Here is a 25081-nt window from a genome sequence, read left to right as displayed (position 1 = left end):
TATGAAAGTTAACTTTCACTTAGATAAGAAAAACAAACCGCAGTCTGAGAACGGGATGAAAGTCGTCTACGGACAGGCAAAGCGTGGCGGTTATCGTCTCCGTTGGTACTTGATTTTAGCGATTGTAATCAGTCCGCTTTTGTTTATGGCTTATTACTTGTTTAGAACGCAAGTGTTAGTGACGGCGCCTGCCATTATCACGTCACATCCACTTACGGTGACGGCAACTCGCTCTGCCATTGTTGGGCCAGTGCCTGTGAATGTCGGTACGGAAGTGAATCAGGATCAAGCGCTGCTGTTGTTAAAAGATAATGCGTTGAATAAAGAGATTGATTTCATTAAAGATGAGCTGGTGAAACTGTCTAAAAATCAGGTGCAAAGTACTGATGAGCTATACAAAAGTGCTATTGAAAGCTCAGCTGAAGGCTTGAAGAAGGTCCGTGATATTCAGAAAAAATACGACCTTTACAGAAAGAAAGGGCAAGTGTCTGAGGTGGATTACGCCGCTATTGTGAGTGTGAATAACTCACTGAGCAATCAGTTAAGCAGTCAGAAAATTGCTTATGTGGATGCGATGCGTAACTTGGAAGAGTTAGAGTTAGCTGGTCCAGTGACACAAGAGTATCGTTCTTTAATGCGTGAGCTGGTAGTAAAGCGTGCTCAACAAGAAGATCTCACCTTCCGTTCCCCGATGAACGGTCGTGTACTCGATATTCATGTGCATGAGGGGCAAAATGTATCGGAAAATACGCCATTGCTCACGATTGCTCGCAACGTGACACCTGAAATTACGGCTTTTCTAAATCCTAAATACCTCGAATACAGTAATATGGAAACCAAAGCAAAAGTCGTATTTCCTGATGGTCGAAAGTTTAGAGCGACGGTATCGAAGCCAGTTGAGGTTGTGAACAAATTGCCTTCAGAACTTCAAAGCCCATTTGAAGGGCAGCCAGCCTATTTAAAAGTCACACTGAGCTTTGATGAGCCGTTGGAAAAAAGTCGATGGATTGAAGGGGTCGAAGTGGAAGTTCGCTTTTAACGTTGGTTGATTGAGTAGGAAAGGAGCGAAAGCTCCTTTTCTTTTTTGGTTGTTAACGCGCCTTTAGTCGCCTTTAGCATGCATTAAAAACGCGCTAGTCAGTTGCTGAAAGAGTGAATCTATCGAGAGGCGGTCGGGTATATGATTGAAGAGCGGTGTGTGGACATCGCCACGAATATCATCGCTGTGACCACAAAGCTGATTACACATTCGTACTGGTTCGACAATCTTCTCGACGTCGGCATCAATCAGAATGCATGCTTGTGACAATACCACTTGTCCGCCGCCTTTTTTAAGTAAAACACGCTGCGCGGTTCCCACGACTTTTTGCCCGCCAATGTTGAGGTTGTACTCGCCATCGCAGTAGGAATAAGGCGTAGCATGAACATCCACTTTCACGCCGAGCTGTTTAAAGAAAACCGTTAATATCGCACACAAATCGAGATACGCTTTCTTGATGTCGTAAGGCTCACCGTCTGGCCAGTGATAGATGTGGGATAGATTAATAATACCCGGTACTTGAGGGACGGGGGCACCACCAGTTTTACGGGAAAAGAGTTTCCAGCCAGACGCATTTAACGCATGTTCTAACTCGTTAGAAATAGGCCACTTTTTACCTGCGGGAAGCACGAGCGTCTGGCTTTTTACTTGCCAAAGTAATAGCACTTGCGAGAGTTGGTTGGACTGAACTTGTTTAATGAGCTCATCTTCTTTTTCAAATGCATCAGCGACTTCCGTAGCCGTATAGCGAATTAGCTTATTTTTAGAAACCAAACTCTATCCCTCATCCGTATATTATCGCTACTGTTTTATCTTAGATGCCATGTGATTACTAGCGGTATACGCTGCCTTTAGAGTTTTCTTCGCTTCCATTATTTCTATTTAAAGGGGCGATAGAAATATTTTGTTGGTCATCACATAAGCAATTCATAAAATCCGCCATCTAAATAATTTTTAGGCGATATGACTATGAAAAAGCGAGTGATGTGTCTTGCGTTAGCGGCATCATTGACGGGATGTGTGACGTTCCCGACCCAAGAATCTGAGCAAGTCCAAGTGCTTTGGGACAACGTGAATGCGATTGAAAACTGCGAGCTAATGGGAACGGTAATTGGCTCGGAAGGGCACTTTTATGATTATTGGCTGCACGCAGATAAAGACATGGTTTGGGGTACGTTAAACCAAATGCGCATCAAAGCGGCAGATTTGGGCGCAGATACATTGTATTTATATGAGCCGTTGGACTTCTCCACATCGGTTACTATGTTTGCTAATGCTTATAAGTGCAAACAGTGATAATTTTACTTTTCCGAAAGAAAAGACAGGCGAAATGTGCCTGTCTTTGAGCTTGTTGCCAAACAACAAGTTTACGTCTGTGCGCGTTGTGATGAGCGCTTTTCAGTTAATTTACGTTCGCTGTAGCCACTGCCGTCGTGTCAGAAAACGACAGCGTGAAGTCCTGTTCGGTATTTAATACTTTGGCCGGGAACTCCAAGCTTAACTGTGTGTGTGGTGCGACTTCTGAAGCGATACTGGTGACGAATTTTCGGGTTTCACCCGGAGAGATTGACAAGTTGTTTCCCCCTCGTGATGAGAGCTCTGCGATCCCCATGGTTTCAAGCGTGTTACCCGCAGTATCTGCTAAGTTCAACAAAGACTCCGATTTATACACTAGCTCTCCGCTTTCGGTGCGATAGGCATTAAACGTGTTGAAGTTTGGCTGTAATGAACCTTGTGAACCGACGTTAGTGACGGAAAACGTCACATTAGAGCCATCAAAATTCTCGACTTTCACCAACACGTTACCGTCTTGGTAACGAGCTGCTGCGGCAGCACTGGCTTGCTGTTTCTGTCTCTGTTGTTCTTTCTCGATGTTGCTTAACTGTTCCTGCTCGCTAGCAATTCTATTTTCTGCCATGGCGTAGGATTGATCCACCATTGCTAACAAAGCGGGGATTGAATACAACGTGAGACCTTCCAAATGGTCAAAGTCGATTTTGGCATGCTGAGTAAGTTCGTGGTTCGAGAACTGGCAGTAACCATCAATCAAGCTAACAAATGCGACTTCAAAAGTACCTTGTAATCGACTCACTTCCTGTGCGGCTTTTTCTAAATCTGAGCGTACTTTTCTGATCTCTTCCAATGTCTTTTGTGGCAAACGTCCATTGGGTGACACATCGTTGGAAACCGAGACCAGTGCTTCGGTCACAAATGGATTGTTTTCGGCTGGAATCACTGTGGTGATGCGGTTGGATTTAGTGATGTCTTCGCCCAGTAAAACCACCATTTTTTGCGATACGGCAGTTGTGTTGCCCGCTAAAACATCACTACAGTTTGGAGACGTATTCGCATACGCGGCGAATGCGGTAAAAAGTGAAAAGATAACGGACCAGCCAGTGGTGACGAGTCCTGTCGTGGTTCGAGTGTTCATCCTGATAACCCCTCTGTCATTTGGTGCGATTCACTGACGTAATTGCCAATCAAAAGACTGGCTCGCGACATTCAGAATGGTTCTGGTCAATCCTTCGTAGTGGGTATGCCCGCAGATGCTTTCTAGTCGTTTTCTCAATCGCTAAGCCACGACTGAGTAAAGTGTCTGAAATTGAGAACATTAATGCTGCGAAGTTGATGTCTTTTGTTTGAAAGATAGACGTAACTTTTCTAACCATCAAATACGTGATTAGGTTCTCATTTTTATATGAGTGAGAGGATCAAGAGAAAACAGGCACTTACTGTAGAGAGTTGATTTGAGAGAAAAATATAAATTTTTTTGGGGAACTTTTTTGATGCTGCCTTTGAGACTTTTTCGAATCTCAAAGGCAGATTCTAACGCATGCGCTTAATTACAAAGCGTTGAGTACATCCGCAAGTCGAGTGACAGCAGTCGTCAGTTCTTCTGGTGTGGCATTGGTATAGTTAAGACGCAGAGCGGCTTTTACCTTTGAACCTTCCGGATAAAATACCGGGCTTGGCACTACAGCAACCCAGTTTGCGAGAAGGGTCTTCGCAAGTTCGAACGTGTCACATTCTGGAATTTCTACCCAGACAAACATACCACCATCGACAGGTTTGAGTACGCAACTTTCCGGCAGCTGTTTTTGCAGCTCAGTAAACATGACATCGTAACGCGATTTGTAAAGCGCACAGATGGTTGAAATGTGCGTTTCGAAGTTGTCATGTTGCAGTAGACCATGCAGCAAAGCTTGCATTGGAATACTAGAGTGCAGATCGGCACCTTGTTTGATTTTGATGAGTGGCTCAAGGTAACTGCGTTTGCCCGTTACCACACCAATACGCAAGCCTGGTGAGGCGATTTTGGAGAAAGAGCGCAACACGATGGAGTGCTGCGGGCAGAAATCCGAAACCAGCGGCAGTGCTTCACCAGAAAAACGCAGCTCTCGGTATGGTGCGTCTTCAATGAATGCAACGTCGTATTGGATACAAAGCTCGGCAACTTTTTGGCGAGTCTCTAGCGCCCAGCATACGCCCGTTGGGTTGTGAAAATCAGGTACGGCGTAGAACATTTTTGGTTGCTGCGTGGCAAAACATTGCTCGAGTTCTTCAAGGTTTGGGCCACACTCGGTTTGCGAAACGGTCACGATGTTGGCTTGCACTAAACCGAATACTTGCATAGCACCAAGGTAGCTTGGCGCTTCCATCACCACTTTATCGTCCGGATTCACGTACGCACGCGCAATCAAATCTAGCCCTTGCTGAGAGCCCGTTGTGATCATCGCCAAATGAGATTCTGGCAGCTGGTAATAATCGGTCAAAAAGTTAAGTAGCGGTGCGTAGCCTGCTGTTGCGCCGTATTGAAACACCTCTGGCATGTTCGCGAGGTTTTCGAGCGTCGGTTTCATTAAGTCGATCGGGAAGGTTTTTTCGTCCGGTAAGCCACCCGCAAGAGAAATGACGTTCTTATCGCTCGCTGCTGCGAGGATCTCTCGAATGTAGGATGACTTAGTTTGTTGTAATGACTGTGCTATTTCCATGTGCTGTGCTTCTCGTAATTGTCTTTTTTTATGTCAGAAATAGTATAGGTAAATTGCCAATCTTGGTGTGTCCATTTATGCTGTTAAATATGTCCATTTATGCTATTTGAGCGAAAGTTTACTCCGTGAGCCATCAACAAGTTTCCAGAATCAATGACGTGCTGTTTTACATTCATCAGGACATTAGCAGAGAGTTATCGGCTAAAGAGCTAGCAGATGTAGCAGCCTATTCTGAACAACACTTCCATCGTATTTTTAAAGACGTGGTAGGGGAGTCTATCCATCAATATATCCGCCGTACAAGAATGGAATACGCCGCCAATCAACTGATGTTTGATACCAGCTCATCGGTGTTAGACATTGCTAACAAGTGCGGCTTTAGCTCGGTATCTTCTTTTAGCCGAGCGTTTAAAGCAACGTTCGCTATGTCTCCTGGTGCATGGCGAAAGCATGATTTACAAGTCGCAGAAAAGCCGTATCTAAAAGATCCGGAAGTGGCTGCGGGTTATCATCGGGTTGCGAAACGCGAGTTGCCAGAACCCAAAATTATGGAGGTCCCACAACGCTTTGCGGCGTATGTGCGACATGAGGGTTATAGCCGTTCCATTCGCAATGCGTGGCTGATTTTGAAGGCGTGGGCAAGTTCTGAGAATCGGGACTTTTCGGTTCAATATGGTTTGCATCACTCCAACCCTGCTTGGGTCGAACTCGACAAGTGTCGTTATGTGGCTTGTATGGCAATTGATACGCCGCTCAAAGTGCGCGGCGTCGTGAATCAAATGACGATTCCGGGTGGTTTGCATGCCGTCTTTCGCTTAACGGGAGTATATGGTGAGCTTCTTCCTCAACTGAGTATGGTACTAGAGAAGTGGTTGCCTAACTCTGGCTTTAAACAGCGTTCTACACCAGCTTACGTCCATTATCATAAAAATCATTTTCTCAGCCATGATGAGGCGTTTGAGCTGGATTTCTATCTGCCCATTAGCTTCTTCTAAGGATGAAAACGAACGTATTATCTTGTGAGTCGATTTGTGGTGAGCAAAGAGCTGACCAAGAACGCTATGAAGAAAAGGCAGAGCTTGTGCTGACTCTGCCATTTCTAGAGGATCTTAAAAGTTTGCATCTGTATCAGTACCAACGGATACGTTAAGTCCGCTAGTTGATTGATAAATGCTGAAATTTTCGCCAGCGACAATACCTTCTTCAGAATCGTCATTTGCCGTACAGGTATAGCCGACCGAGTAAGTACCAGGTTCTACAAAACCGAATTCGTACTCGTAATTTGCATCATCAACGTCTTGAACCACGTTCGCTGCTGCGATTGGCATTGCTTGGCCTTCTGCGCCGGCAAATGGCCCCATGTTTTCTTCAGCGATATTTCCTTGATATAAGTAGACCGCGTGCGCATATCCATTTGCGCTTGGGGTATCCGTTTCGCAGCTTTGATAGGTCAATGTTGCGACATCACCCTGAATCTCCCCCGTTGTGACCGTGTTAATTAAAGTGACGGAGGTGCGTTGAATGCTGTAGCCTTCGTTTTGGCCTGTTCCGTCTTTTAAGCCACGGCGCAGATCAAATTCAACTACGAACTCATTATTGTCAGGGTTGACTGCAAAGGTGTTGTTAAAGAACAGTACTCCAGAGTCAGGATCCTTTCCGACACCTTGTGGGCAAGCACCATCACCTTTGACGGTCAGTGGGATTTGATTTCCTGTCGCTTCGTCAATCACATACGATGGGTAGTTTGGATGATCGCCATCATTAGCAAACACGCAGAGTTTATAATTACCAGTTGGTATCAGTTCATCATCCACCAATTCCTGCGCGTCACTGCCTTGGAAATTGAGTAAGTTAACACTTAGTGGGAGTGGATCTTCACCTTCGGGAAGGGGGTTACCATCTTCGTCGACCAAATTGCCTTCTTCGTCTGTTTTATACACATCGAATACTTGTGGTGTGCCACCATCCAGAGGAAGAAATGCAACTTTGTTATATGTGATCACCAGTTCTGATACGTCATCAATAGGGGCATCTGATACAGACAAAGTAACAGGAGTCATTGTACTGACAGAGTCACTGTCTGAATTACAGCCAATAAGTGCAACGGCTATTGATGCACTGATTAGGCCAATTTTCATGCTGTTCATTAGATGTACCTTTTTATGAGAAGTGTATTAAATGTAGCTTATTATTGACAAAATACAGAATAACAACGAGCGGAGTTACCGGGTCGAAAACAGCGATGAACCATCATTAAGACGTTCAGTAAAAGTGTGCTCAAATCGACGATATTGTGCTCAATGAAGTGCTATGGTTAAGAATGTGTCGCTCAAAAAATGAGCGGAGATATACATCAATAACTCTAGCCAAGAGGTCTCTATGTTAGGTGAAAATCACTCATTAACTCATGAATTCCCAGAACATTTGGATACCATTACTCAGCTTGCCGAAAACGATGCATCATTTGCTGAAACCGTTAAAAACTACAATGCTTTAGATAAGGAAATCCGCGTACTAGAACTGCAAGGAAGCCCGATTGATGATCACGAAATGAACGTGTTAAAACATAATCGAGCTGAGCTCAAAGATTGGCTCCACTCGAGAATTATGGGCTCTTAGCGACGCAATGATCATCGGCTCGTAATCTACGAGCCGATTTTAGTTTCAAGGGACGATGCCAAGTATTCCAACATTAGGGTTGCTGAGCAGGAGCTTGGAGTGGAAGGTGGCCTGTTTTTACCCAAATGATCGTTTCTTGCTCTACAAAAGGAAAGTGCTCACTCATATGTGGACTGCGTATCCAAGAGTAGGGAGGATAGGTTCCTAGCTCGTCTTTAAATTCCCCCGATAACACAAAAATTTCTTCACCACCAAAGTGACGGTGTGCTTGAAACTTCTCGCCTTTCGGCCATTTAACCAATGCGACATGTTCATGCTCAAAATCATGCAATGGCATGACTTTCAGCCCACCAATGCCAGGTGACCAATTCGCTTTGTTCGTGTTGATGCGAACTGTTTCAAGATCATCAGAATTGAATTGATTTAGTTTAACTAAAATCACACAGCCTTCTTTGCTATAGGGCGCATGTTGACTTCCAGGAGGGTTACGCAAGTAGGTTCCAGCAGGGTAGTCACCATGTTCGTCAGAGAACACTCCTTCGAGCACTAATATTTCTTCTCCGTGAGGATGAGGATGAGTCGAAAAGTGCGAGTTTGGCTCATACTTCACTACGCTGGTGGTGTGCCCTGATTCTTTGGCTTCTCTTTCCAAAGGTTTACGCCACACGCCTTTGGAAGGGCTGGCGATCCACTCCTGTTCACCTGTTTCTATCACGATTCTTTTCGAGAAATCCATATTCAACATACTGAAATTCCATTACTTATCTAATGATTGACTCTCAATAGTATACGTATAAAAAACATCAATTGATTCACTTGTTGATAGTCAAAATCAGGGATTGAATACGAGCTAGCAGTCGGAACCGAGTTAAATTTCTGCTTGTGTAATGATAATTGTTATATTATAACATCGCAAATTAAATGTTATAACATAACAAAAGGAAAGAAGTAGTGAATAAGAAATTGGTTTCTCTCGCGATCGGTAGCATTTTTGCGTCCCCTGTTTTTGCCGATACATTATCGAACCCACAGATTGGTGTTGTTGTTGATGGCTACTACCAAGATGGTCAACGTCATAATTCTGAGCGCGAAGAAGGCTTTGGCCTAGGCCATACGGAATTGAACTTATCATCAAATATTGACGATAAGTTTCACGGTGCGTTGACCGCTGTTCTTGAAAGTCATGGCGATGAGACAGAATTAGAGCTTGAAGAAGTATTCATCGAAACTTTGGCATTGCCATACGGTGTAAACGTGCGCGCAGGCCGATTCCTATCTGACTTCGGTTACCTCAACAATCAACACATGCACACTGACAGTTTCGTTGAACGCCCAATTGCTTACCGTACTTTCCTTGGTTCGCATTACTATGATGACGGTGTACGCGCAAACATCGTTCTGCCAACCGATCTTTACGTGAAGTTTGGTGTAGAAGCATTAAGCGGCAACAAGATGTCTTCTGTTGAAGATGGCTCTAAAGTTGGTGTTTACACGACAACGATGAAGCTTGGTAATGATTTCTCTGAATCTTCAAGTTGGCAGTTTGGTTTAAGTTACCTGCGTAACGAAAATGGCAAAGTTAAAGAATTCGAAGATCACGACCATGGTCATGGTCACGAAGAAGAACATGACCACAGCCACGCTGCGGCTGTAACGGGTGCGAACCTATACGGCGCAGATTTTGTGTGGAAGTGGGCACCAGATGGTAACTACAAGTACAGCAACTTCACGCTATCTGCGGAATACATGTTGTTAGACGGTGTAGTAGACAGCAAATACAAGAACGATGCAGAGTCACCAGACAACTTAAGCGCATACTATGTTTCGGGCGTTTATCGCTTCAACCCAAGCTGGTCTACAGGCCTACGTTACGGCGAAGCAGAAAGCTATGATGGCCACGCACACGGCGATCATATGCATTTCACAGCACTGAATGATAAAGAGATGGATGCGATGATCGCATGGGATTCTTCTCATTTCGGTACGATCCGTGCGCAATACACTCGCATTGATAACCAAGACAGCGAAACAGACAACGTGTTTACTCTGCAATACGTGATGACATTTGGAGCGCACGGTGCACATGCGTTCTAAACTTGCGATAAGTAAATGCAGTTTAGTGATGATGGCGGCGGGATCTGCCATCATCTCTTCGCCTGCTTTGGCTCTCAACATTTTCGTTTGTGAGCCTGAATGGAAAGCTTTTCTTGAAAGTCATGCCCCAAACGCCACCATTTACTCAGCAACCACGGCTAAGCAAGATCCGCATTATGTTCAAGCTCGTCCGTCTTTAATTGCCAAGATGCGCCAAGCTGACATGGCGATGTGCTCTGGCGCTGAGTTGGAGGTAGGTTGGTTGCCGATGCTTCAAAATCGAAGTGGCAATAGTGCCGTTCAAAATGGTGCTCAAAGCATGATTTATGCGACCGATTTCGTGCGTATGTTGGACTCTCATGATCATGTTGACCGCAGCATGGGGGACATTCATGCGCACGGAAACCCACATGTTCAATTTGCGGCAAATGACATGATTCCATTATCTCGTAAAGTAACTGAGCGCTTAAAAGCGATTGATCCCGACAACGCGCAAAGTTACCAAGTGAATGGTATGAAGTTTCGCGCGCAGTGGCAAAAAAAGCTCAATGAATGGAATGAGAAAGGCGCGGCTTTAAAGGGTAAGCAAGTTGTCGGTTATCACGCGACGTATCGTTATTTGTACGATTGGCTCGGAATGAAGCAGATTGCCGATCTCGAACCTAAACCGGGCATTTCACCGACCACATCTCACCTGCAATCACTTACCAAGTTAGATGCCGACAGTTTTGATGCGATTGTTTACTCCTCTCATCAGGATCAGCGTCCAGCGAACTGGTTGCAGGAGCATACTGACAAACCTGTGATTCAACTGCCATTGACCGTTTCTGAGGGTGAAAGCTTGGATGAGATGTACGATCAGGTCATTGATGATTTACTGGATGTGTTAGTGCCACCCGTTCCAGTGAAGATCTAAGTCATGGCAGATTATGCATGGCTTTTACCTGCGGTTTTGTGTGGCTTAATTGCGTTAGTTGGCAACATCGTTCTGGGGCAACAAGTTCTTAATCGTCAGATCATCTTTATAGATTTGGCGGTGGCGCAAGTTGCGGCATTGGGGGCCGCACTAAGCCACTACTGGTTGAGCCAATACGCGCTGTTCTCAGGCTCATTCTTTGGTGAAATGATTGGCCCTTGGGTTATGTCTTTGATGCTTTGCGGTTTGATTGCCTTAATGGAGAAACGATACCAGCAACATTTAGAGCCCATGATTGGCAGCTTGTTTGTGGTGTCTGCATCGCTGGCGATCCTGCTGGTGAGCAAAGACCCACACGGCGGAGACTTTATTCAAGGCATTCTTAATGGGCAACTGTTATGGGCGACTTGGGCAGACGTTTGGCCTTTGGCACTCATTACCGCTGCGATGTTGCTATTGGTTTGGTTAAAACCTGCGTTTATGTGTGGTAGTGGTTTTTATCTGATCTTTGCTATCCTGATGCCCATTACGGTCAAGTTAACCGGCATTTATTTAGAATTTGCTTTGTTGGTTATTCCAGCTTTATGTGCGGCAGCATTGAAGGGAACTCGATTCTTTGTCGCCAGTATCAGCATCGGTATTGTTGGGATTTTATCGGGTATTGCCGCATCGGCTCGCTACGACTTACCAAGTGGTGCGAGTATTGTGATCACCCTGTTTATTACTGGAATGTTGTTTAATCTTTTGCTTCAACCTTTTCTGGTGAAAATAACAAAACCAGCTTTTGTAAGAGATTAAGAGACAAGTAATATTGGTCTGATGAAGTAGTATTTGAGTCATCAGATCAATACTTTTCTATCCAAGTCCTCCAATCGTGTAACTTTGCTCCTTCCAACACACTTTCTTAAGTTGATCTTGCCATAGTCATCAAGTTGCCTTGATTCGTTCATATCCGACTCCCAGACTGTTTCTATAGTTTTTATAAGATATAAAAGACCCAGCGTATGAGAAGCGCAGCTGTAGCGCGACTAGGCATAAAAACAAAAAACGCTAGGGATACAAGCGAATTTGTACTCTCAACATTTAAGGAAGACCAAGATGAAAGACGAAAAAGTCGCCGTCGTTACAGGGGCTGCTCGCGGTATAGGGCAGGCCATTTGCGAGCAATTACTCGAAGATGGATTCCACGTCGTGGGACTAGATATCTCGCCTGTGGAGTGGAGTCAGTCGCCAAACCTTTCAAGTTATCAAGTGAATCTCTGTGAGGCCGCAGCGGTAAGTGAAGTGGTCGACCGCATCGTCGCGAAACATCAACGCATTGATGTTCTGGTCAACAACGCCGGGATAACGAGAGATGCACTGCTGCCAGACATGTTAGAGCAAGACTGGGACAGCGTTATCGACGTGAACCTAAAAGCGGTGTTTTTACTCACCCAGCGCGTTGCACCTGTCATGCTAGAGCAAGGCGCAGGCAGTATTGTCAGTATTTCGTCTATCGTGGGAACGGATGGCAATATTGGTCAAAGTAATTATGGCGCGAGTAAAGGTGGCGTGATAGCGATGAGCAAAGGCTGGGCGAAAGAGTTAGCAAGAAAAGGCGCTCAAATCCGAGTCAACTGTGTTGCTCCAGGTTTCATCGCTACCGACATGACAAAGAGCTTGCCTGAAAAAGTCATTTAAATGATGGAAAGTAAAACGCCTCTGGGACGCATGGGCTCGGCGCAAGACATTGCGAATGGCGTTGCGTTTCTAGCGTCTGATAAAAGTGCGTTTATAACCGGACAAGTGCTCAAGATTGATGGTGGGTTGGTGTTATAACTCGCTAATCAAAACATCAAATAACAAACGCCCTTTACTTATGTGAAGGGCGTTTTGTTGGGTAACGTTAATTGCGCTGCTGGCGCGTTTTTGCCCCATTCCAATTTAGCTCGTTTTATCGCAACTTTCTTTATAAAATTACTGTATATACAGACAGCGCTTGTTACAAATCTCGACGTAATTGTTTTTAACTTTCTAGAACAACTTAACCCAAAAAAATAAGGAATAAAAATGCTCGAAGAAGTTTTTAAAACCGTTAAAAATGACCTATCTGAAATACGATGATGTGATTGGTATTAGTATTAGCTTTGCTGAAAAGTAGAGATGGTGAAAGCTAAGAGCTCAGTTTCAGGTGAAGAGGCAGATGCAGAGTTTTTGCGCCTTATGGAGCTATTCCGTAAGATCGGGAATCGTAATATTTATGGCAACAACTGTACTATATTTAGACCGCCTTCAGGCTTTAGATTTACCGATGAAGTAGCTTATACTTACTATCACATGTATGAGGGTGCTCTTAAGGTATTCGAAGCTTTGAGCCTTCTAGAAGCGTTTTTTAACGCTAGTCTAGAGTACGCAGTTGGCGGTGGTCCAACGAGCATGATTCGATGGATTCTCGAAGTTGGCCGCGCTATTGCCATGCAAGAAATTGAGAACCAAATGATGTTCTGAATCCTACGCTAACTTACCTAGCAAATCAGTCATATCAAAGCCCTCTGACAACAGCATATATCTTTGGTTAACAAACTAGGAAAAAGTGGGTGTGTTAACACTAACTTTTTTAACAGGTTTCATTCAAAAGTACCTTGTAGTATTTCGGTAAGAACAACTCACCTTTTTGCCATTCTAATTGAACGTGTTGGCATCGGCCTTGGTAAAGATAGTTACCGTCGGCGTAGATTGACTTGCCTTTATCTATCACCTGATTAAGGAGCACAGCTTCTTCTATTTTATCGTCCACTCTGATTTTTGTTTGCAAGTCTCTATCATCATCTATTGCTATCGTCAGAATCCTATTTTTGGCGCTGAACTCTACAGATCTAAGATTATTAATTTTGTCTTCATCGCCACTGGTGTAAAAGTAGAACGCTACTGCAATTAAACCCAGAATAACAAATATTTTCATTTCATCCCCATAATTAATGCGTTGTATAATCAGCTATTTTAACACGTTGTTTTAGAGAGAAAAATTGATTGAAACGGCAGTCTTGTTGGAGTATTCAATAAAGAAAGATGTTTCAAAGACCTTAGTAGAGTAAGAGAAGTTTCTTCACGTTAGGGCGTTTGACTCTAACGATCGTAAAGAGGTTGAAGACGGGGCCGCTGAAGATTACATGAAGGCAAACCAAATGGAGCCAGTAGAAGTTGCGGTATACGATGTGATTTTTCCTGTACCTACAGACAGCACAATGCCACCAACAATGCTACTAATTAGTTCAAGTTATAAGGTACTAAATAACAAGTGGTTGCATTAAATTAGCACATAACAAAGCATTTAGAGTGATTTGCAACGCGTGGCATTTTCACTATACATTGGTTTTAGTGGTTGAGGTGTTATGCGGCAGCATCAGTATTGCGTTGATCACCTCAACAGGGCGTTAAAAGCCTTTTATGTCGTTTGAACCAAGGTATCGAGATCCGCTTCGCTCTTAGTCACTTTCAAGCTTAGCCGCTGATCTTCTAGAGGTGCGTCGTCACCAAGTAGATTGGGGAAGTGAGTGATTATCATTCCCTCAAGCGAACATCAAATTCCCATTCACAACCTGATATCTTCAAACTAATTCCGCTAGAACGAATAATTTAACTGTGCGCTGGTTAATGATTTTTATGTAAGTAACACAATTGAACGTGATACAAGTAACAAATTCGCTTCCTTGCGGTAACGTTCCCGAAAATTTTATATATTATCGCCCCATTGACAAAAGTGGTAGAGACGCTCTGTATCTGAGCGCTCTGAAATTCAGGCTTTAGATGGACATTTAAAGTCACCATAAGTTTGCAATTTTTCTTGGGAACGTTTGCAAATAACCTAAGTATAAATTTACGTGAGACTATGGAAATGAAACTACACACTTTGACGATGGCAGTAGCGCTTGGGCTGGTTACTGCACCTGCATTCGCAACAACAGATGTTGACGCTCTTGAAAAGCGAATTAATGAATTAGAACAGAGACTTGAACAGACAGAAAAAGTATCCACAGAAGCAAATGAGAAAGCCTCAAGCTTTGAGTTTCATGGCTACGCTCGTTCCGGGCTGCTCATTAATGATGATCTGAATGGTGCAGTGGGTACTGGTCCTTACATGACGGCAGCTGGTGCTATTGGCGCTCCAATTGGACGATTAGGGGTTGAGGATGATCATTATGTGGAAGCAAACCTTATTCACAAACGCTTTGCAGATGATGGCTCCAGCGCTTTGTTCCGAATCATGTTGGCAGATAGTACGGAAACCAATAACGAATGGACGGCGAGCGAGAGTCAATTAAACGTTCGTCAGGTATATGCTGAGCTAAACAAGTTGAGCATGTTCTCTGAATCAAGTGCGTTTGCTGACGCAACGTTTTGGGCAGGTAAACGATTTGACCGTGATAACTTTGACATTCACTTCTTTGACTCGGATATCGTTTTCTTATCTGGTACTGGTGCTGGCGTGTATGACGTCCAAATGAGTGATTCGTGGCAAGCAAACTTCTCGATCTATGGTCGTGATTTTGGTGAGATTGATAGCTCGTCAACGGATGTTGAAAACTATATCGCGACAATGAACAACCGCTTTGGTAATTGGCAATTGATGCTGAGCGGCATGACGTCTGCTGATAACAATGATCGCGTAGAAGGTGCAGCGGACAAAGGTTTACATGCGATGTTTGCCTACCATGGCGATACCTTCTTTGGCATGAGTGAAGGCTTCTCTAAAACTGGTATTTTGATGGGTGATGGACTGGGTGCGGAACTTAAAGGCATTGGTTCAAACGGTGATTTGCTAGAAGACGCAAAAGCCGTACGTTTGTTCAGTTATGGTGTAACACGCATCGGCGACAACTGGCGTGTAGCACCTGCGTTGCTAGCAGAACACAGCCAAGATCGCTTTGCTAAAAATGATGAATTTACGTGGGCATCGTTCAACATCCGCTTAGCACAAGAGTTTACGCAAAACTTTGAGATGGTTTATGAAGGCTCATACCAATACATGGACCTAGACAATGCGATTGATAAAGCAAGTGGCAGTTTTTACAAAGCGACAATTGCACCAACGCTTAAGATGTCTACCGCAGCAGGTTTCTTTGACCGTCCGGAGCTACGTTTTGCAGTTAGCTACGTTGATTGGAGCGAAGACTTGAATGGCTACTCGATTAGCCAGGATGCGGGCGCTGCAACGATGGGTGATGGTGGTGAAGTTCTGTTTGCACTGCAAATGGAAACTTGGTTCTAAAGGGCTCTAACCGACAAAGAGTAATAAGAAAAGCGCCAACTGATTTCAGTTGGCGCTTTTTCATTAACAGGACTGACGCTCAATTGTTTTGAAGGTTAGTACCATCTTACTCATTTCAAAACTTCTGTTGGCGATTCTATCTAGTAACAGTTTCGCACCATTTTCCCCTGCTTTATCAAATGCATAGTTAAATGTTGATAAGGTTGGGGTGCACACTGATGCGAGCTCATCATCACCAACTCCTAGCACTAAAACGTCTTTACCCGGTGTTAACCCGAGCTCTTGAATCGCTCTCATCGCACCGATAGCAATACGGTCTGTCGCACAGAACAAGCCATCTAGCTTAGGGTTCTTTGTTAAGTGTTGTTTTGCCAATGAATAGCCAGAATCGATTGTAAAGTCACCACGAGCATGGAAGGCGAGCTCAAAACCATGATGTTGTAGCGCTTGAACAAATCCTTCAGAGCGTTGCTTATCTACCGCGATATCGTCACCTTGTACGCCAATAAAGCCCATGGTTTGGCAACCTTTTGCAACCAGTCTATTTCCCGCTTCAAACCCTACTCGTGCGTCATCATGAATGATGCTTGGAATATTAAACATGGAACCATCTTGACCGACGAGCACAACTGGGACGGCTGAGTTTTGAATTGCTTTTACCAGCTTGGAATCGAGGTGGGTGGCGTAAAGAATGATCCCTTCAACCCGTTTTTGGTTAAAGATCTGAATGTATTCCAGTTCTTTTTCGTGGGCTTGGTGAGTGCTAGCAAGTAAGACATGTTTCCCGGCTTTTTCAAGGACATCGGTTAATCCATCGACACCTTGGGATGTGGCATGAGAGGAAACCCGAGGAACAATGACACCAACCAGATTGGTCTTTTGAGATTTTAGATCTTTAGCGACTTGGTTCGGCACATAGCCACACTCCGCTACTGCTTGGCGGACCTTCTGTTTTGTCGCTTCTTTTACGCCATACTCATCGTTTATAACCCGTGACACTGTTGATTTTGATACGCCAGCCAGACGGGCGACATCATGCAGACTCGCCATTGTTCCTATCCATTCTGTTTTTCGTTTTTGGGATTGTTTGCAAAGAGAAGATGAAAAGCTCTTTGATAAGTAGCGATTCTAACTTCCTATACTGCTCTTAGGGAGAGAATTTGACGATCATTCTCACATTCTCGCTGCTTTATCTTTGATCATTTGGTTTTATTGAGCAAAAATCTGTTTTGCAAACGTTCCCGAAGATTTCGCAAGCTCAGATAATAATCCAATGGGGTATGAAATGAATTATCCGGCAGTAGCAAAAGAGTTGTTAACTCTATTAGGTGGTAAAAGCAACATCACCGCACTTGCACATTGTGCGACACGCTTACGCCTTGCCGTTGCAGATGAGCAAAAAATAGATGAACAAGCGATTGATAACCTTGAAGGGGTAAAAGGGCAGTTCAAAGTTGCGGGTCAGTACCAAATCATTTTTGGATCAGGCATCGTAAACCAAGTTTATGCAGAAATGGCGAAGTTGACGGGGATGAGTGAAATGTCCACCAACGACGTTGCGTCTGCTGGCGCAGAGAAACAAAACATCGTTCAGCGCGCAGTGAAGGGGCTGTCTGATATTTTCGTCCCAATCATTCCAGCAATCGTCGCTGGCGGTTTGTTGATGGGTATTTACAACCTACTGACTGCCCAAGGCTTGTTTATTGATGGTAAATCCTTGATTGAGGCCAATCCAGGACTGACAGACTTGGCGAACATGATCAACACGTTTGCAAACGCGCCGTTTGTTTACCTGCCTATTCTGCTGGCATTTTCAGCCAGCAAGAAGTTTGGCGGCAACCCATATTTAGGGGCAGCGCTAGGTATGTTGATGGTTCACCCTGACTTGCTGAATGGTTGGGGATTCGGCGGCGCATCTGTGTCTGGCAACATTCCGGTTTGGAATATTCTTGGTTTTGAAATCCAAAAAGTGGGTTACCAAGGTTCAGTGTTACCGGTTTTGGTATCGGCATTCATTCTTGCGAAGGTTGAGCTAGGCTTACGTAAAGTCATACCTTCTGTTTTAGACAACCTTTTAACGCCATTACTGGCGATTTTCATAGCGGGTTTGCTGACGTTTACTGTCGTCGGTCCGTTCACGCGTGATATCGGTTTCCTATTGGGTGATGGTCTGAACTGGCTATACAACACAGCTGGCTTTGTTGGTGGTGCGGTATTTGGTCTTATTTATGCTCCGTTTGTTATTACTGGTATGCATCACAGCTTCATTGCGATTGAAACTCAACTTCTTGCGGATATTGCAACGACGGGCGGCACCTTTATCTTTCCTATTGCGGCGATGTCTAACGTTTCTCAAGGAGCGGCAGCGTTGGCGGTGGGCGTGATGAGCAAAGATAAGAAGATGAAAGGTATTGCGATTCCATCTGGTGTTACGGGGTTGCTGGGTATTACAGAACCAGCCATGTTTGGTGTTAACTTAAAACTACGTTACCCATTTATTGCGGCAGTTTGCGCTGCGGCGTTATCAAGTGCGTTCATCACAATGTTTAATGTGAAAGCTCAGGCATTGGGTGCAGCTGGTCTTCCAGGCATCATTTCCATCACGCCAGATAAGATTGGGTACTACATCGCGGGTATGGTGATCGCGTTCTTGACCGCATTTGTTCTCACCATTGTTCTAGGTATGCGTGACCGCGCTAAAGTCGGTAAAAAAGCAGCGGCTTAATCTGAACTCCTTAAGGGTGGAGTCCCCCAAAGTCCACTTCTTTTCCTAAATGTTTGGGGTGCTAGCCAAGCACTCATGGTTTGGCTAGCCTTTTTCAATTTTTACTTGGTAGTGAATGTGTTCAACACGTTGGACTATCAGGGCTTTAATTTTAAGGTAAGCAAGATGAATCAAGTGTGGGTAACTGGTGATGCTGTTGTCGATCTAATACCGGAATCTGAGACTTCTTTACTCAAATGTCCCGGAGGTGCACCAGCGAATGTCGCCGTAGCAATTGCTCGTCTATCTGGTAAGAGTGCGTTTTTTGGACGTGTGGGTGATGACCCATTTGGTCGCTTCATGCAATCAATACTCGATCAAGAGGGCGTTTGCACGGAGTTTCTCATTAAAGACCCTGAGCAAAGAACATCAACAGTGGTGGTGGATTTAGACGATCAAGGTGAACGCAGCTTTACGTTTATGGTAAAACCGAGCGCTGATCAGTTTATGTCTGTTGAAGACATCCCAAACTTTAAGCAAGGTGACTGGCTGCATGTTTGCTCGATTTCACTGGCAAATGAGCCAAGTCGAAGCAGCACATTTGAGGCGATCAAAAGAGCAAAAGCCGCTGGTGGTTTCATTAGCTTTGACCCTAACTTGCGCGATGAAGTGTGGCAAGATCAATCAGAAATCCAAGCTGTCGTGATGAAGGCTGTAGCGATGGCTGACGTGGTTAAGTTCTCTGAAGAAGAGCTTTTGTTCTTAACTGACTCAACATCGATGGCACAAGGTTTACAACAAATAGCCGCTTTGAATATTGCTTTGGTCTTGGTGACACAAGGTGCGAAAGGCGTTTGGCGAGTCTTTGAAAGCCAGAGTGAGCTGATCACTGGTCAAGTCGTTAGTCCGGTTGATACTACAGGGGCTGGTGATGCTTTTGTCGGAGGGCTACTTGCATGTCTGTCTCGGCATGCCGATTGGAAAAATCATCCTGTTGTTAGCTCTGCGATTCAATGGGCAAATGGCTGTGGTGCATTAGCGACGACGCAAAAAGGCGCAATGACCGCGCTTCCGACCCAGACAGAATTGCTGCGATTTATTGGGCAATGATCTTCAGATCCAATTTCAGTTGAGAAAAATTATGAGCTTAAACAACCGTTGGACTGTAGAGCAAAGATATCGCCGACTTGAGCAAATCCCTCAGTGTGATATCGAAGAAATGACACTTTCACGTCAGCAAGATAAAGGCTTTCCTAGTTTTCATATCGCCCCTAAATTTGGGCTGTTAAATGACCCAAATGGGCTGTGCTATTTCAATGGTGAGCACCACATCTTTTACCAGTGGACGCCTGTGGGACCAGTCCATGGAATGAAGTATTGGTATCACCTTTCTACTAAAGACTTCATCCATTTTACTGATCATGGCGTGGGTCTTCATCCTGACCAAGACTACGATTCACATGGTGTCTATTCGGGCGGCGCTTTGGTGGAAAACAACCAGGTTTTGCTATTTTTTACTGGCAACAAGCGTGACCAAAACTGGAATCGAATCCCAACACAGTGTTTTGCCACCATGGATTCAGACGGCAGCATTGAAAAGCACGGTGTAGTCATTGAGAACGAACATTACACGGAGCACTTTCGTGACCCAAAAGTTTGGAAGAAAGGCGACGACTATTTGATGGTGGTGGGTGCTCAAACCAAAACCGAGCATGGCTCAATGGCGCTCTATCAAAGCAAAGATTTGAAAACGTGGCAGCATAAAGGTCCTATCAAGACCAAGTTTTCTGACCTTGGGTACATGTGGGAGTGTCCTGATTTCTTTGAGATTAATGGTCAATCGGTGATGCTGTTTTCTCCACAGGGCGTGAGCAGTAGTAATTCTTATGATTTCAAAAACATCTATTCTGTTGCGTATATCGTGGGTGATCAGTTGAACCTAGAGTCGATGACTTTAGAAAACCACCAAGATATTTTGCAGCCAGATTATGGGTTTGATTTCTACGCCCCACAAACCTATTTAGATGAGAATGGGCGTCGCATTCTTATTGCATGGATAGGGTTGCCAGAAATCGACACGCCATCGGTCACACACCAGTGGGCAGGAATGTTGTCTCTTCCTAGAGAACTAACGTTGAAAGATGGTTTTCTTGTTCAAACTCCACTCCCTGAGCTGAAGAGTTTGAGAAAAGAAGAGGTGGTCTTTGCACAATCCCATACACTGGAAAGCACCAGTTGCTTGATTCAATTAGACCTTGAGGGCGATGGCTTTGAACTTGAGCTGAGTAACCTCAAAGGTGACAACATCGTCTTTAGTGCGACAGAGCACGAGTTTATGCTGGACCGTCGTTACATGTCTCATTTGTACGCAGAAGAATTTGGTGGCATTCGAAAAGCACCAAGATTGGACGCTAAGCAGACGATTGATATATATATCGACAACTCTGTCATCGAGATTTTTATTAATGGTGGCAAACACACGATGACCAGTCGTTTCTTTATTGATGACCTCAATAAGGTAACGTTGAAAGGGTTGGAGCAAGCAAGGCTTTTCCCTTTGAAAGGCATCACTGGTTTGTTTGAATCAGCTAAGTAACGGTTTCGATTACAAAGATATTAAAACGCCCTTCATTGACTCAGTGAAGGGCGTTTTTCTTTTTAACTATCTAACCTAACTATCTTTCACGTACGTAAGTCTTCTGAACCAAAGTATCTAACACTACTTCGCTCTTAGTGACTGTAAAGTTAAGCGGTTGTTCTAAATCACCAAACAGAGGTGCGCCGCCGAGTTGGGCTTACTCATTATTGTTAGCATCTCGAACCTAACTCACATTAACACAACGTTTTTCCTTATAGCGTGAAAGAAAATCCCATAACCAAAGGTTCTAATTAAGTGAAAGGTCAGGACTTTTATTTGAAGATTCCGGCCTAATATCTTGGGTATGCCCATTTATCGAATGCGGTGGGTTACTTCATCATGCTTGCTGGCGCACTGAGTTTGCCAGTTTGATAATGCATTCAAACACAATAAGGGATAACAATGGCTAACGAATACATTCCACCAAAAGTTTGGACAAACGATAACGAAAACGGTGGCCAGTGGGCGAGCATTAACCGCCCGGACTCAGGCGCTCGTCATGAGCAAGAATTGCCTGTTGGGGAACACCCATTCCAACTTTATTCCATGGGGACTCCAAACGGCCAGAAAGTAACGATCATGTTTGAAGAGCTTCTGGCGGCAGGCGTAAAAGAAGCAGAATATGATGCATACCTGATCAAGATTGGTGACGGCGACCAGTTTGGTTCTGGCTTTGTAGCTGTTAACCCAAACTCGAAAATTCCGGCATTGGTTGACCGTTCGGGTTCTGAGCCAGTGAACGTGTTTGAATCTGGCAACATCTTGTTTTATCTAGCTGAGAAGTTTGATCATTTCTTACCAAAAGAAGGCGCTAAGCGTGCTGAGGTAATGAACTGGTTATTCTGGCTGCAAGGTTCTGCGCCATACCTAGGCGGTGGTTTTGGTCACTTCTACGCGTACGCACCAGAGAAGTTCGAGTACCCAATCAACCGTTTTACAATGGAAGCAAAACGTCAGTTAGATGTATTAGACAAGCGCCTCGCAAACAATGAATTCCTAGGTGGCGATGAGTACAGTATCGCTGATATCGCAACATGGCCATGGTACGGCAACCTTGTACTGGGTCGTGCTTACGATGCGGCTGAATTCTTAGATGTAGAAAGCTACAAAAACGTTGTGCGTTGGGCGAAAGCGATTGATGAGCGAGAAGCTGTCCAGCGTGGTCGTATTGTGAATCGCTCATGGGGAGAAGAGTGGGAGCAGTTACCTGAACGTCACAGCGCAGAAGATATTGATAAGGTATTGAAGCTTAAACCATAAGCAACCTTGGCTCAGTCACTTCAAGTAAGTTTGTTTTCATCCGAACTCATACTCCAAAACTGATCAAATCCATAGCGCATCTTACTAGATGCGCTACTTTTATTTGAATTGTAACCCCGTTGAAGATTATTCAATCTATAGATAGTTCTTTGCTTCTATTTGTCGTTTTCATATTCAACAAGCCCTCTGCATTTCTATTAACTATTAGCTGATGATATTCTAAAAATTTATACTTTAGATAACCTTAAATTTATAACTTAATTTTATATCTAGTATAAATAAACTTAATGATAATTAATCTTTGACATAACCTTTTATTTTGTGTGGAATGTGCAGGTTAATCTATTTAAATTAAAATTTATAGATAAATAAAATTTAAATAATTTACTGAATTCTACATCTAGCTTTGAGCAATGTTTAATTACAACTGCTTATACCATGAAAGAGGATATGTATAATGTCGTCGTTTGATTCGTACTGGGTTGGGGTACGTGAAAGAATTGCTATACAAACTGAAGGTAACCGAAATTTAAAGTCTTTAGTGATAAAAAAGCAGAGAGTGAACTTAAATAACAGTGGCTTATCTTTTCGTGCTAAAGCCGGATGCCTTATCCCTCATTGTTACACTCAGTTTACTGATGACGATACAAACTCAAAGGCATCGAAAAAAGCCTCCCTTAGTTTTAAGAAAGGGAAATTATACTTTTCTCCTGTCTAGTAATAGATAATATTTAGGTTATATATAAATTAAATTTTTATTTTTATCTGAAATTCTGACAATAAATTATTATGTTGTTATGACCGAGATGAAGCATTGGTTAGTAAATTATTAGTTCGGATTATTAATTGAATTGTAGATTTTCTTAGTTGCCCCTAGTTAGATAGTGATAAAATTTTTAGCTATCTTTTCTCGTACAAGCTTAGTTTTAGATCTGGCTTGTACGGTTTTTTCTCTGAACACTAATTACATAGCATAACGGCATGATTTCTCGCCTCTTGTCTCATCTTTCTAGACGAAAGCTCTACCTACCTCTCATTATTCTCGACAAACATTGAGTAAAAGTAACTAATCGTAACAAGGTGGCTGTAACTGAGCGCCGTTTCAATATACTCGCTCTTTACCTAGGTAACCCTGCGCTTTGAATTCATTCGGGTACCGTTTGTAAGCCTTAAATGCTACTAAGATAAGATGTCATGATGAGAAAAAGTACTATATTAAACACAGTGTTAATTACAGGGTTCGCTGCTGTATCTTCGTTGGCTTATGCAGCACCAACGGTTGTGCCAAATGCACCGGAACTCAGTTCTCGTGGCTATGTTTTGATGGACTTTCACACTGGGAAAGTGCTGGTTGAACGTGATGCACATAAACGGCTAAATCCTGCGAGCTTAACGAAGTTAATGACGGCTTATGTGGCTGGTCAAGAAATTAACGCAGGTAATATTACTTTGGATGATGAGGTCGTCATTAGCCGAAATGCTTGGGCAAAAAACTTCCCAGATTCCTCAAAGATGTTTATTGAAGTCAATACTTCCGTTTCTTTATCTGACTTATACCGTGGCCTGGTTGTTCAATCAGGTAATGATGCTAGTGTGGCCATTGCTGAACATGTCGCAGGTAGTGAGTCAGGGTTTGTAAGCTTGATGAATAGTTGGGCTGCTAAGCTTGAATTAACTAACACGGCTTTCACCAACCCTCATGGTCTAGACAGTGACGGTTTATATTCAACACCTTATGACATTGCCAAGTTGGGTCAAGCTATTATTCGTGACTTACCTGATATCTACCCACTGTATAGCGAAACCTCGTTTACCTACAACGGCATTACGCAATATAACCGCAATGGTTTGCTTCGTGATCGCAGTATGAATGTCGATGGTATGAAAACTGGTTATACAAGCGGTGCTGGTTACAGTCTAGCGACTTCAGCGACTCAAGGTGACATGCGTTTAATTGCTGTTGTGATGGGAGCAAAAAGTGAGAATATCCGTGAATCCGAAAGCAAACAACTACTAAGTTATGGCTTCCGCTTTTACGATACGGTAATGCCAACCGAGGCAGGAACGGAAGTTGCGAACGCTCGAGTTTGGATGGGCGAACAAGATGAGCTTAAAGTAGGCGTGGCCAATGACGTTTATCTCACTTTACCAAAAGGGGATGTGAAAAAGCTACAAGCTGAAGTTGAATATAATGGCGATTTGGTAGCGCCAATTTCTCAACAACAAGTGGTTGGTAAAGTGCTTTACAAAGTCGAAGGTAAAGTTGTGAATGAAGCCGAACTTGTTGCGTTGGAATCAGTGGAAGAAGGCAGCTTATTCAAGCGAATTTTAGACTGGTTTAAACAATTGGTCGCGAGTTGGCTCTAAAAAACAGCTAACTTCTGCCATTATCACTCTATCTTGTTATTGTTCTATTAAATCAATTTACTAAGGCGGCCAACGTGGTCGCCTTACTTTTTTGGAATACTCGTTGCGCTAAAACATCGGACCTTCTTGTAAGGGGCTATTTTCGCCTAATTAGAAGCGTTTTTGTGTTTTTGAGTGCGAGAAAAAAGAAACTAGAACAAAAAT

The 25081-nt window shown here is 43.8% G+C and carries 22 protein-coding genes and 2 pseudogenes; 16 read left to right on the top strand and 8 right to left on the bottom strand.

Going from position 1 to position 25081, the window contains the following annotated elements:
* Position 1 precedes the first annotated feature (1 nt).
* On the top strand, positions 2-1039 hold the full coding sequence (locus NL644_RS06885; protein WP_253658214.1) for an HlyD family secretion protein: 1038 nt from the start codon (positions 2-4) through the stop codon (positions 1037-1039).
* Between the two features lie 63 nt (positions 1040-1102).
* Here NL644_RS06885 and NL644_RS06880 read toward each other — a convergent pair whose 3' ends face one another.
* Positions 1103-1813: a lipoate--protein ligase gene (locus NL644_RS06880; protein WP_253658213.1), complete on the bottom strand. Its 711-nt coding sequence runs from the start codon at positions 1811-1813 to the stop codon at positions 1103-1105.
* A 195-nt stretch (positions 1814-2008) separates the two neighbouring features.
* Here NL644_RS06880 and NL644_RS06875 point away from each other — a divergent pair, with 195 nt between their 5' ends.
* The gene (locus NL644_RS06875) at positions 2009-2335 is read left to right on the top strand and encodes a DUF4156 domain-containing protein (RefSeq protein WP_025592803.1); all 327 of its coding nucleotides are present in this window, start codon (positions 2009-2011) and stop codon (positions 2333-2335) included.
* 106 nt (positions 2336-2441) lie between these two features.
* On the opposite strand, the gene NL644_RS06870 is transcribed toward NL644_RS06875, so the two are convergent.
* Positions 2442-3470: a hypothetical protein gene (locus tag NL644_RS06870; RefSeq protein WP_253658212.1), complete on the bottom strand. Its 1029-nt coding sequence runs from the start codon at positions 3468-3470 to the stop codon at positions 2442-2444.
* Positions 3471-3882: 412 nt separating this feature from the next.
* The gene (locus NL644_RS06865) at positions 3883-5031 is read right to left on the bottom strand and encodes a PLP-dependent aminotransferase family protein (protein ID WP_253658211.1); all 1149 of its coding nucleotides are present in this window, start codon (positions 5029-5031) and stop codon (positions 3883-3885) included.
* 125 nt (positions 5032-5156) lie between these two features.
* On the opposite strand from NL644_RS06865, the gene NL644_RS06860 reads away from it, so the two are divergent.
* Positions 5157-6026: a GyrI-like domain-containing protein gene (locus NL644_RS06860; protein WP_006741415.1), complete on the top strand. Its 870-nt coding sequence runs from the start codon at positions 5157-5159 to the stop codon at positions 6024-6026.
* Positions 6027-6140: 114 nt separating this feature from the next.
* Here NL644_RS06860 and NL644_RS06855 read toward each other — a convergent pair whose 3' ends face one another.
* Complete coding sequence (locus NL644_RS06855; protein WP_253658210.1) at positions 6141-7178, bottom strand: DUF4382 domain-containing protein; 1038 nt, start codon at positions 7176-7178, stop codon at positions 6141-6143.
* Positions 7179-7410: 232 nt separating this feature from the next.
* Between NL644_RS06855 and NL644_RS06850 the strand changes: the two genes are divergently transcribed.
* Positions 7411-7650, top strand: coding sequence for a YdcH family protein (locus NL644_RS06850; RefSeq protein WP_005392770.1), 240 nt, complete (start codon positions 7411-7413; stop codon positions 7648-7650).
* Positions 7651-7723: 73 nt separating this feature from the next.
* Here the strand turns inward: NL644_RS06850 and NL644_RS06845 are convergent, their stop codons facing one another.
* Positions 7724-8395, bottom strand: a complete 672-nt coding sequence (locus NL644_RS06845) for a cupin domain-containing protein (protein WP_147269929.1) — start codon at positions 8393-8395, stop codon at positions 7724-7726.
* 206 nt (positions 8396-8601) lie between these two features.
* Between NL644_RS06845 and NL644_RS06840 the strand changes: the two genes are divergently transcribed.
* From NL644_RS06840 to NL644_RS06820, 5 genes and pseudogenes are all read left to right on the top strand, one after another.
* Positions 8602-9744, top strand: coding sequence for a hypothetical protein (locus NL644_RS06840; protein ID WP_114323399.1), 1143 nt, complete (start codon positions 8602-8604; stop codon positions 9742-9744).
* Complete coding sequence (locus tag NL644_RS06835) at positions 9734-10660, top strand: zinc ABC transporter substrate-binding protein (protein ID WP_114323398.1); 927 nt, start codon at positions 9734-9736, stop codon at positions 10658-10660. The genes NL644_RS06840 and NL644_RS06835 overlap by 11 nt, the downstream gene beginning before the upstream one ends.
* A 3-nt stretch (positions 10661-10663) precedes the next feature.
* Positions 10664-11458 carry a metal ABC transporter permease gene (locus NL644_RS06830; protein WP_053809276.1) on the top strand — a complete coding sequence of 265 codons (795 nt, stop codon included), beginning with the start codon at positions 10664-10666 and terminating at the stop codon, positions 11456-11458.
* Positions 11459-11758: 300 nt separating this feature from the next.
* Positions 11759-12478, top strand: a pseudogene (locus NL644_RS06825) (beta-ketoacyl-ACP reductase).
* 327 nt (positions 12479-12805) lie between these two features.
* Complete coding sequence (locus NL644_RS06820) at positions 12806-13147, top strand: hypothetical protein (RefSeq protein ID WP_253658209.1); 342 nt, start codon at positions 12806-12808, stop codon at positions 13145-13147.
* A 109-nt stretch (positions 13148-13256) separates the two neighbouring features.
* Here NL644_RS06820 and NL644_RS06815 read toward each other — a convergent pair whose 3' ends face one another.
* Entirely contained in the window at positions 13257-13601 is a 345-nt protein-coding gene (locus NL644_RS06815; protein WP_053809279.1) for a hypothetical protein, read from the bottom strand.
* A gap of 208 nt (positions 13602-13809) precedes the next feature.
* Between NL644_RS06815 and NL644_RS06810 the strand changes: the two genes are divergently transcribed.
* Both NL644_RS06810 and NL644_RS06800 read left to right on the top strand, forming a co-directional pair.
* The gene (locus NL644_RS06810; RefSeq protein ID WP_181869518.1) at positions 13810-13950 is read left to right on the top strand and encodes a hypothetical protein; all 141 of its coding nucleotides are present in this window, start codon (positions 13810-13812) and stop codon (positions 13948-13950) included.
* Between the two features lie 584 nt (positions 13951-14534).
* Positions 14535-15908, top strand: a complete 1374-nt coding sequence (locus NL644_RS06800) for a carbohydrate porin (protein ID WP_167427859.1) — start codon at positions 14535-14537, stop codon at positions 15906-15908.
* Positions 15909-15971: 63 nt separating this feature from the next.
* Here the strand turns inward: NL644_RS06800 and NL644_RS06795 are convergent, their stop codons facing one another.
* Complete coding sequence (locus NL644_RS06795) at positions 15972-16958, bottom strand: LacI family DNA-binding transcriptional regulator (protein ID WP_009698245.1); 987 nt, start codon at positions 16956-16958, stop codon at positions 15972-15974.
* A gap of 235 nt (positions 16959-17193) precedes the next feature.
* Here NL644_RS06795 and NL644_RS06790 point away from each other — a divergent pair, with 235 nt between their 5' ends.
* The 3 genes from NL644_RS06790 (at position 17194) to NL644_RS06780 (ending at position 21208) form a co-directional block, all read left to right on the top strand.
* Positions 17194-18633 carry a sucrose-specific PTS transporter subunit IIBC gene (locus NL644_RS06790; protein WP_104973469.1) on the top strand — a complete coding sequence of 480 codons (1440 nt, stop codon included), beginning with the start codon at positions 17194-17196 and terminating at the stop codon, positions 18631-18633.
* Between the two features lie 165 nt (positions 18634-18798).
* Entirely contained in the window at positions 18799-19722 is a 924-nt protein-coding gene (locus tag NL644_RS06785; RefSeq protein WP_104970516.1) for an aminoimidazole riboside kinase, read from the top strand.
* A gap of 31 nt (positions 19723-19753) precedes the next feature.
* The gene (locus NL644_RS06780; RefSeq protein WP_114323393.1) at positions 19754-21208 is read left to right on the top strand and encodes a sucrose-6-phosphate hydrolase; all 1455 of its coding nucleotides are present in this window, start codon (positions 19754-19756) and stop codon (positions 21206-21208) included.
* Between the two features lie 79 nt (positions 21209-21287).
* On the opposite strand, the pseudogene NL644_RS23090 reads toward NL644_RS06780, so the two are convergent.
* Positions 21288-21398 (bottom strand): annotated as a pseudogene (locus NL644_RS23090) (dihydrofolate reductase); the annotation flags it as partial.
* Positions 21399-21652: 254 nt separating this feature from the next.
* Between NL644_RS23090 and yghU the strand changes: the two are divergent.
* Both yghU and NL644_RS06770 read left to right on the top strand, forming a co-directional pair.
* Complete coding sequence (yghU, locus tag NL644_RS06775; protein ID WP_006741427.1) at positions 21653-22510, top strand: glutathione-dependent disulfide-bond oxidoreductase; 858 nt, start codon at positions 21653-21655, stop codon at positions 22508-22510.
* Between the two features lie 1197 nt (positions 22511-23707).
* Entirely contained in the window at positions 23708-24877 is a 1170-nt protein-coding gene (locus tag NL644_RS06770; protein WP_053807949.1) for a D-alanyl-D-alanine carboxypeptidase family protein, read from the top strand.
* Positions 24878-25081: the final 204 nt, after the last annotated feature.

The sequence above is a fragment of the Vibrio sp. Y10_XG_PY6 genome (assembly GCF_024181795.1).
GTDB classification, from domain to species: domain Bacteria; phylum Pseudomonadota; class Gammaproteobacteria; order Enterobacterales; family Vibrionaceae; genus Vibrio; species Vibrio diabolicus.
This window is presented reverse-complemented; position numbering and strand designations above follow the sequence as displayed.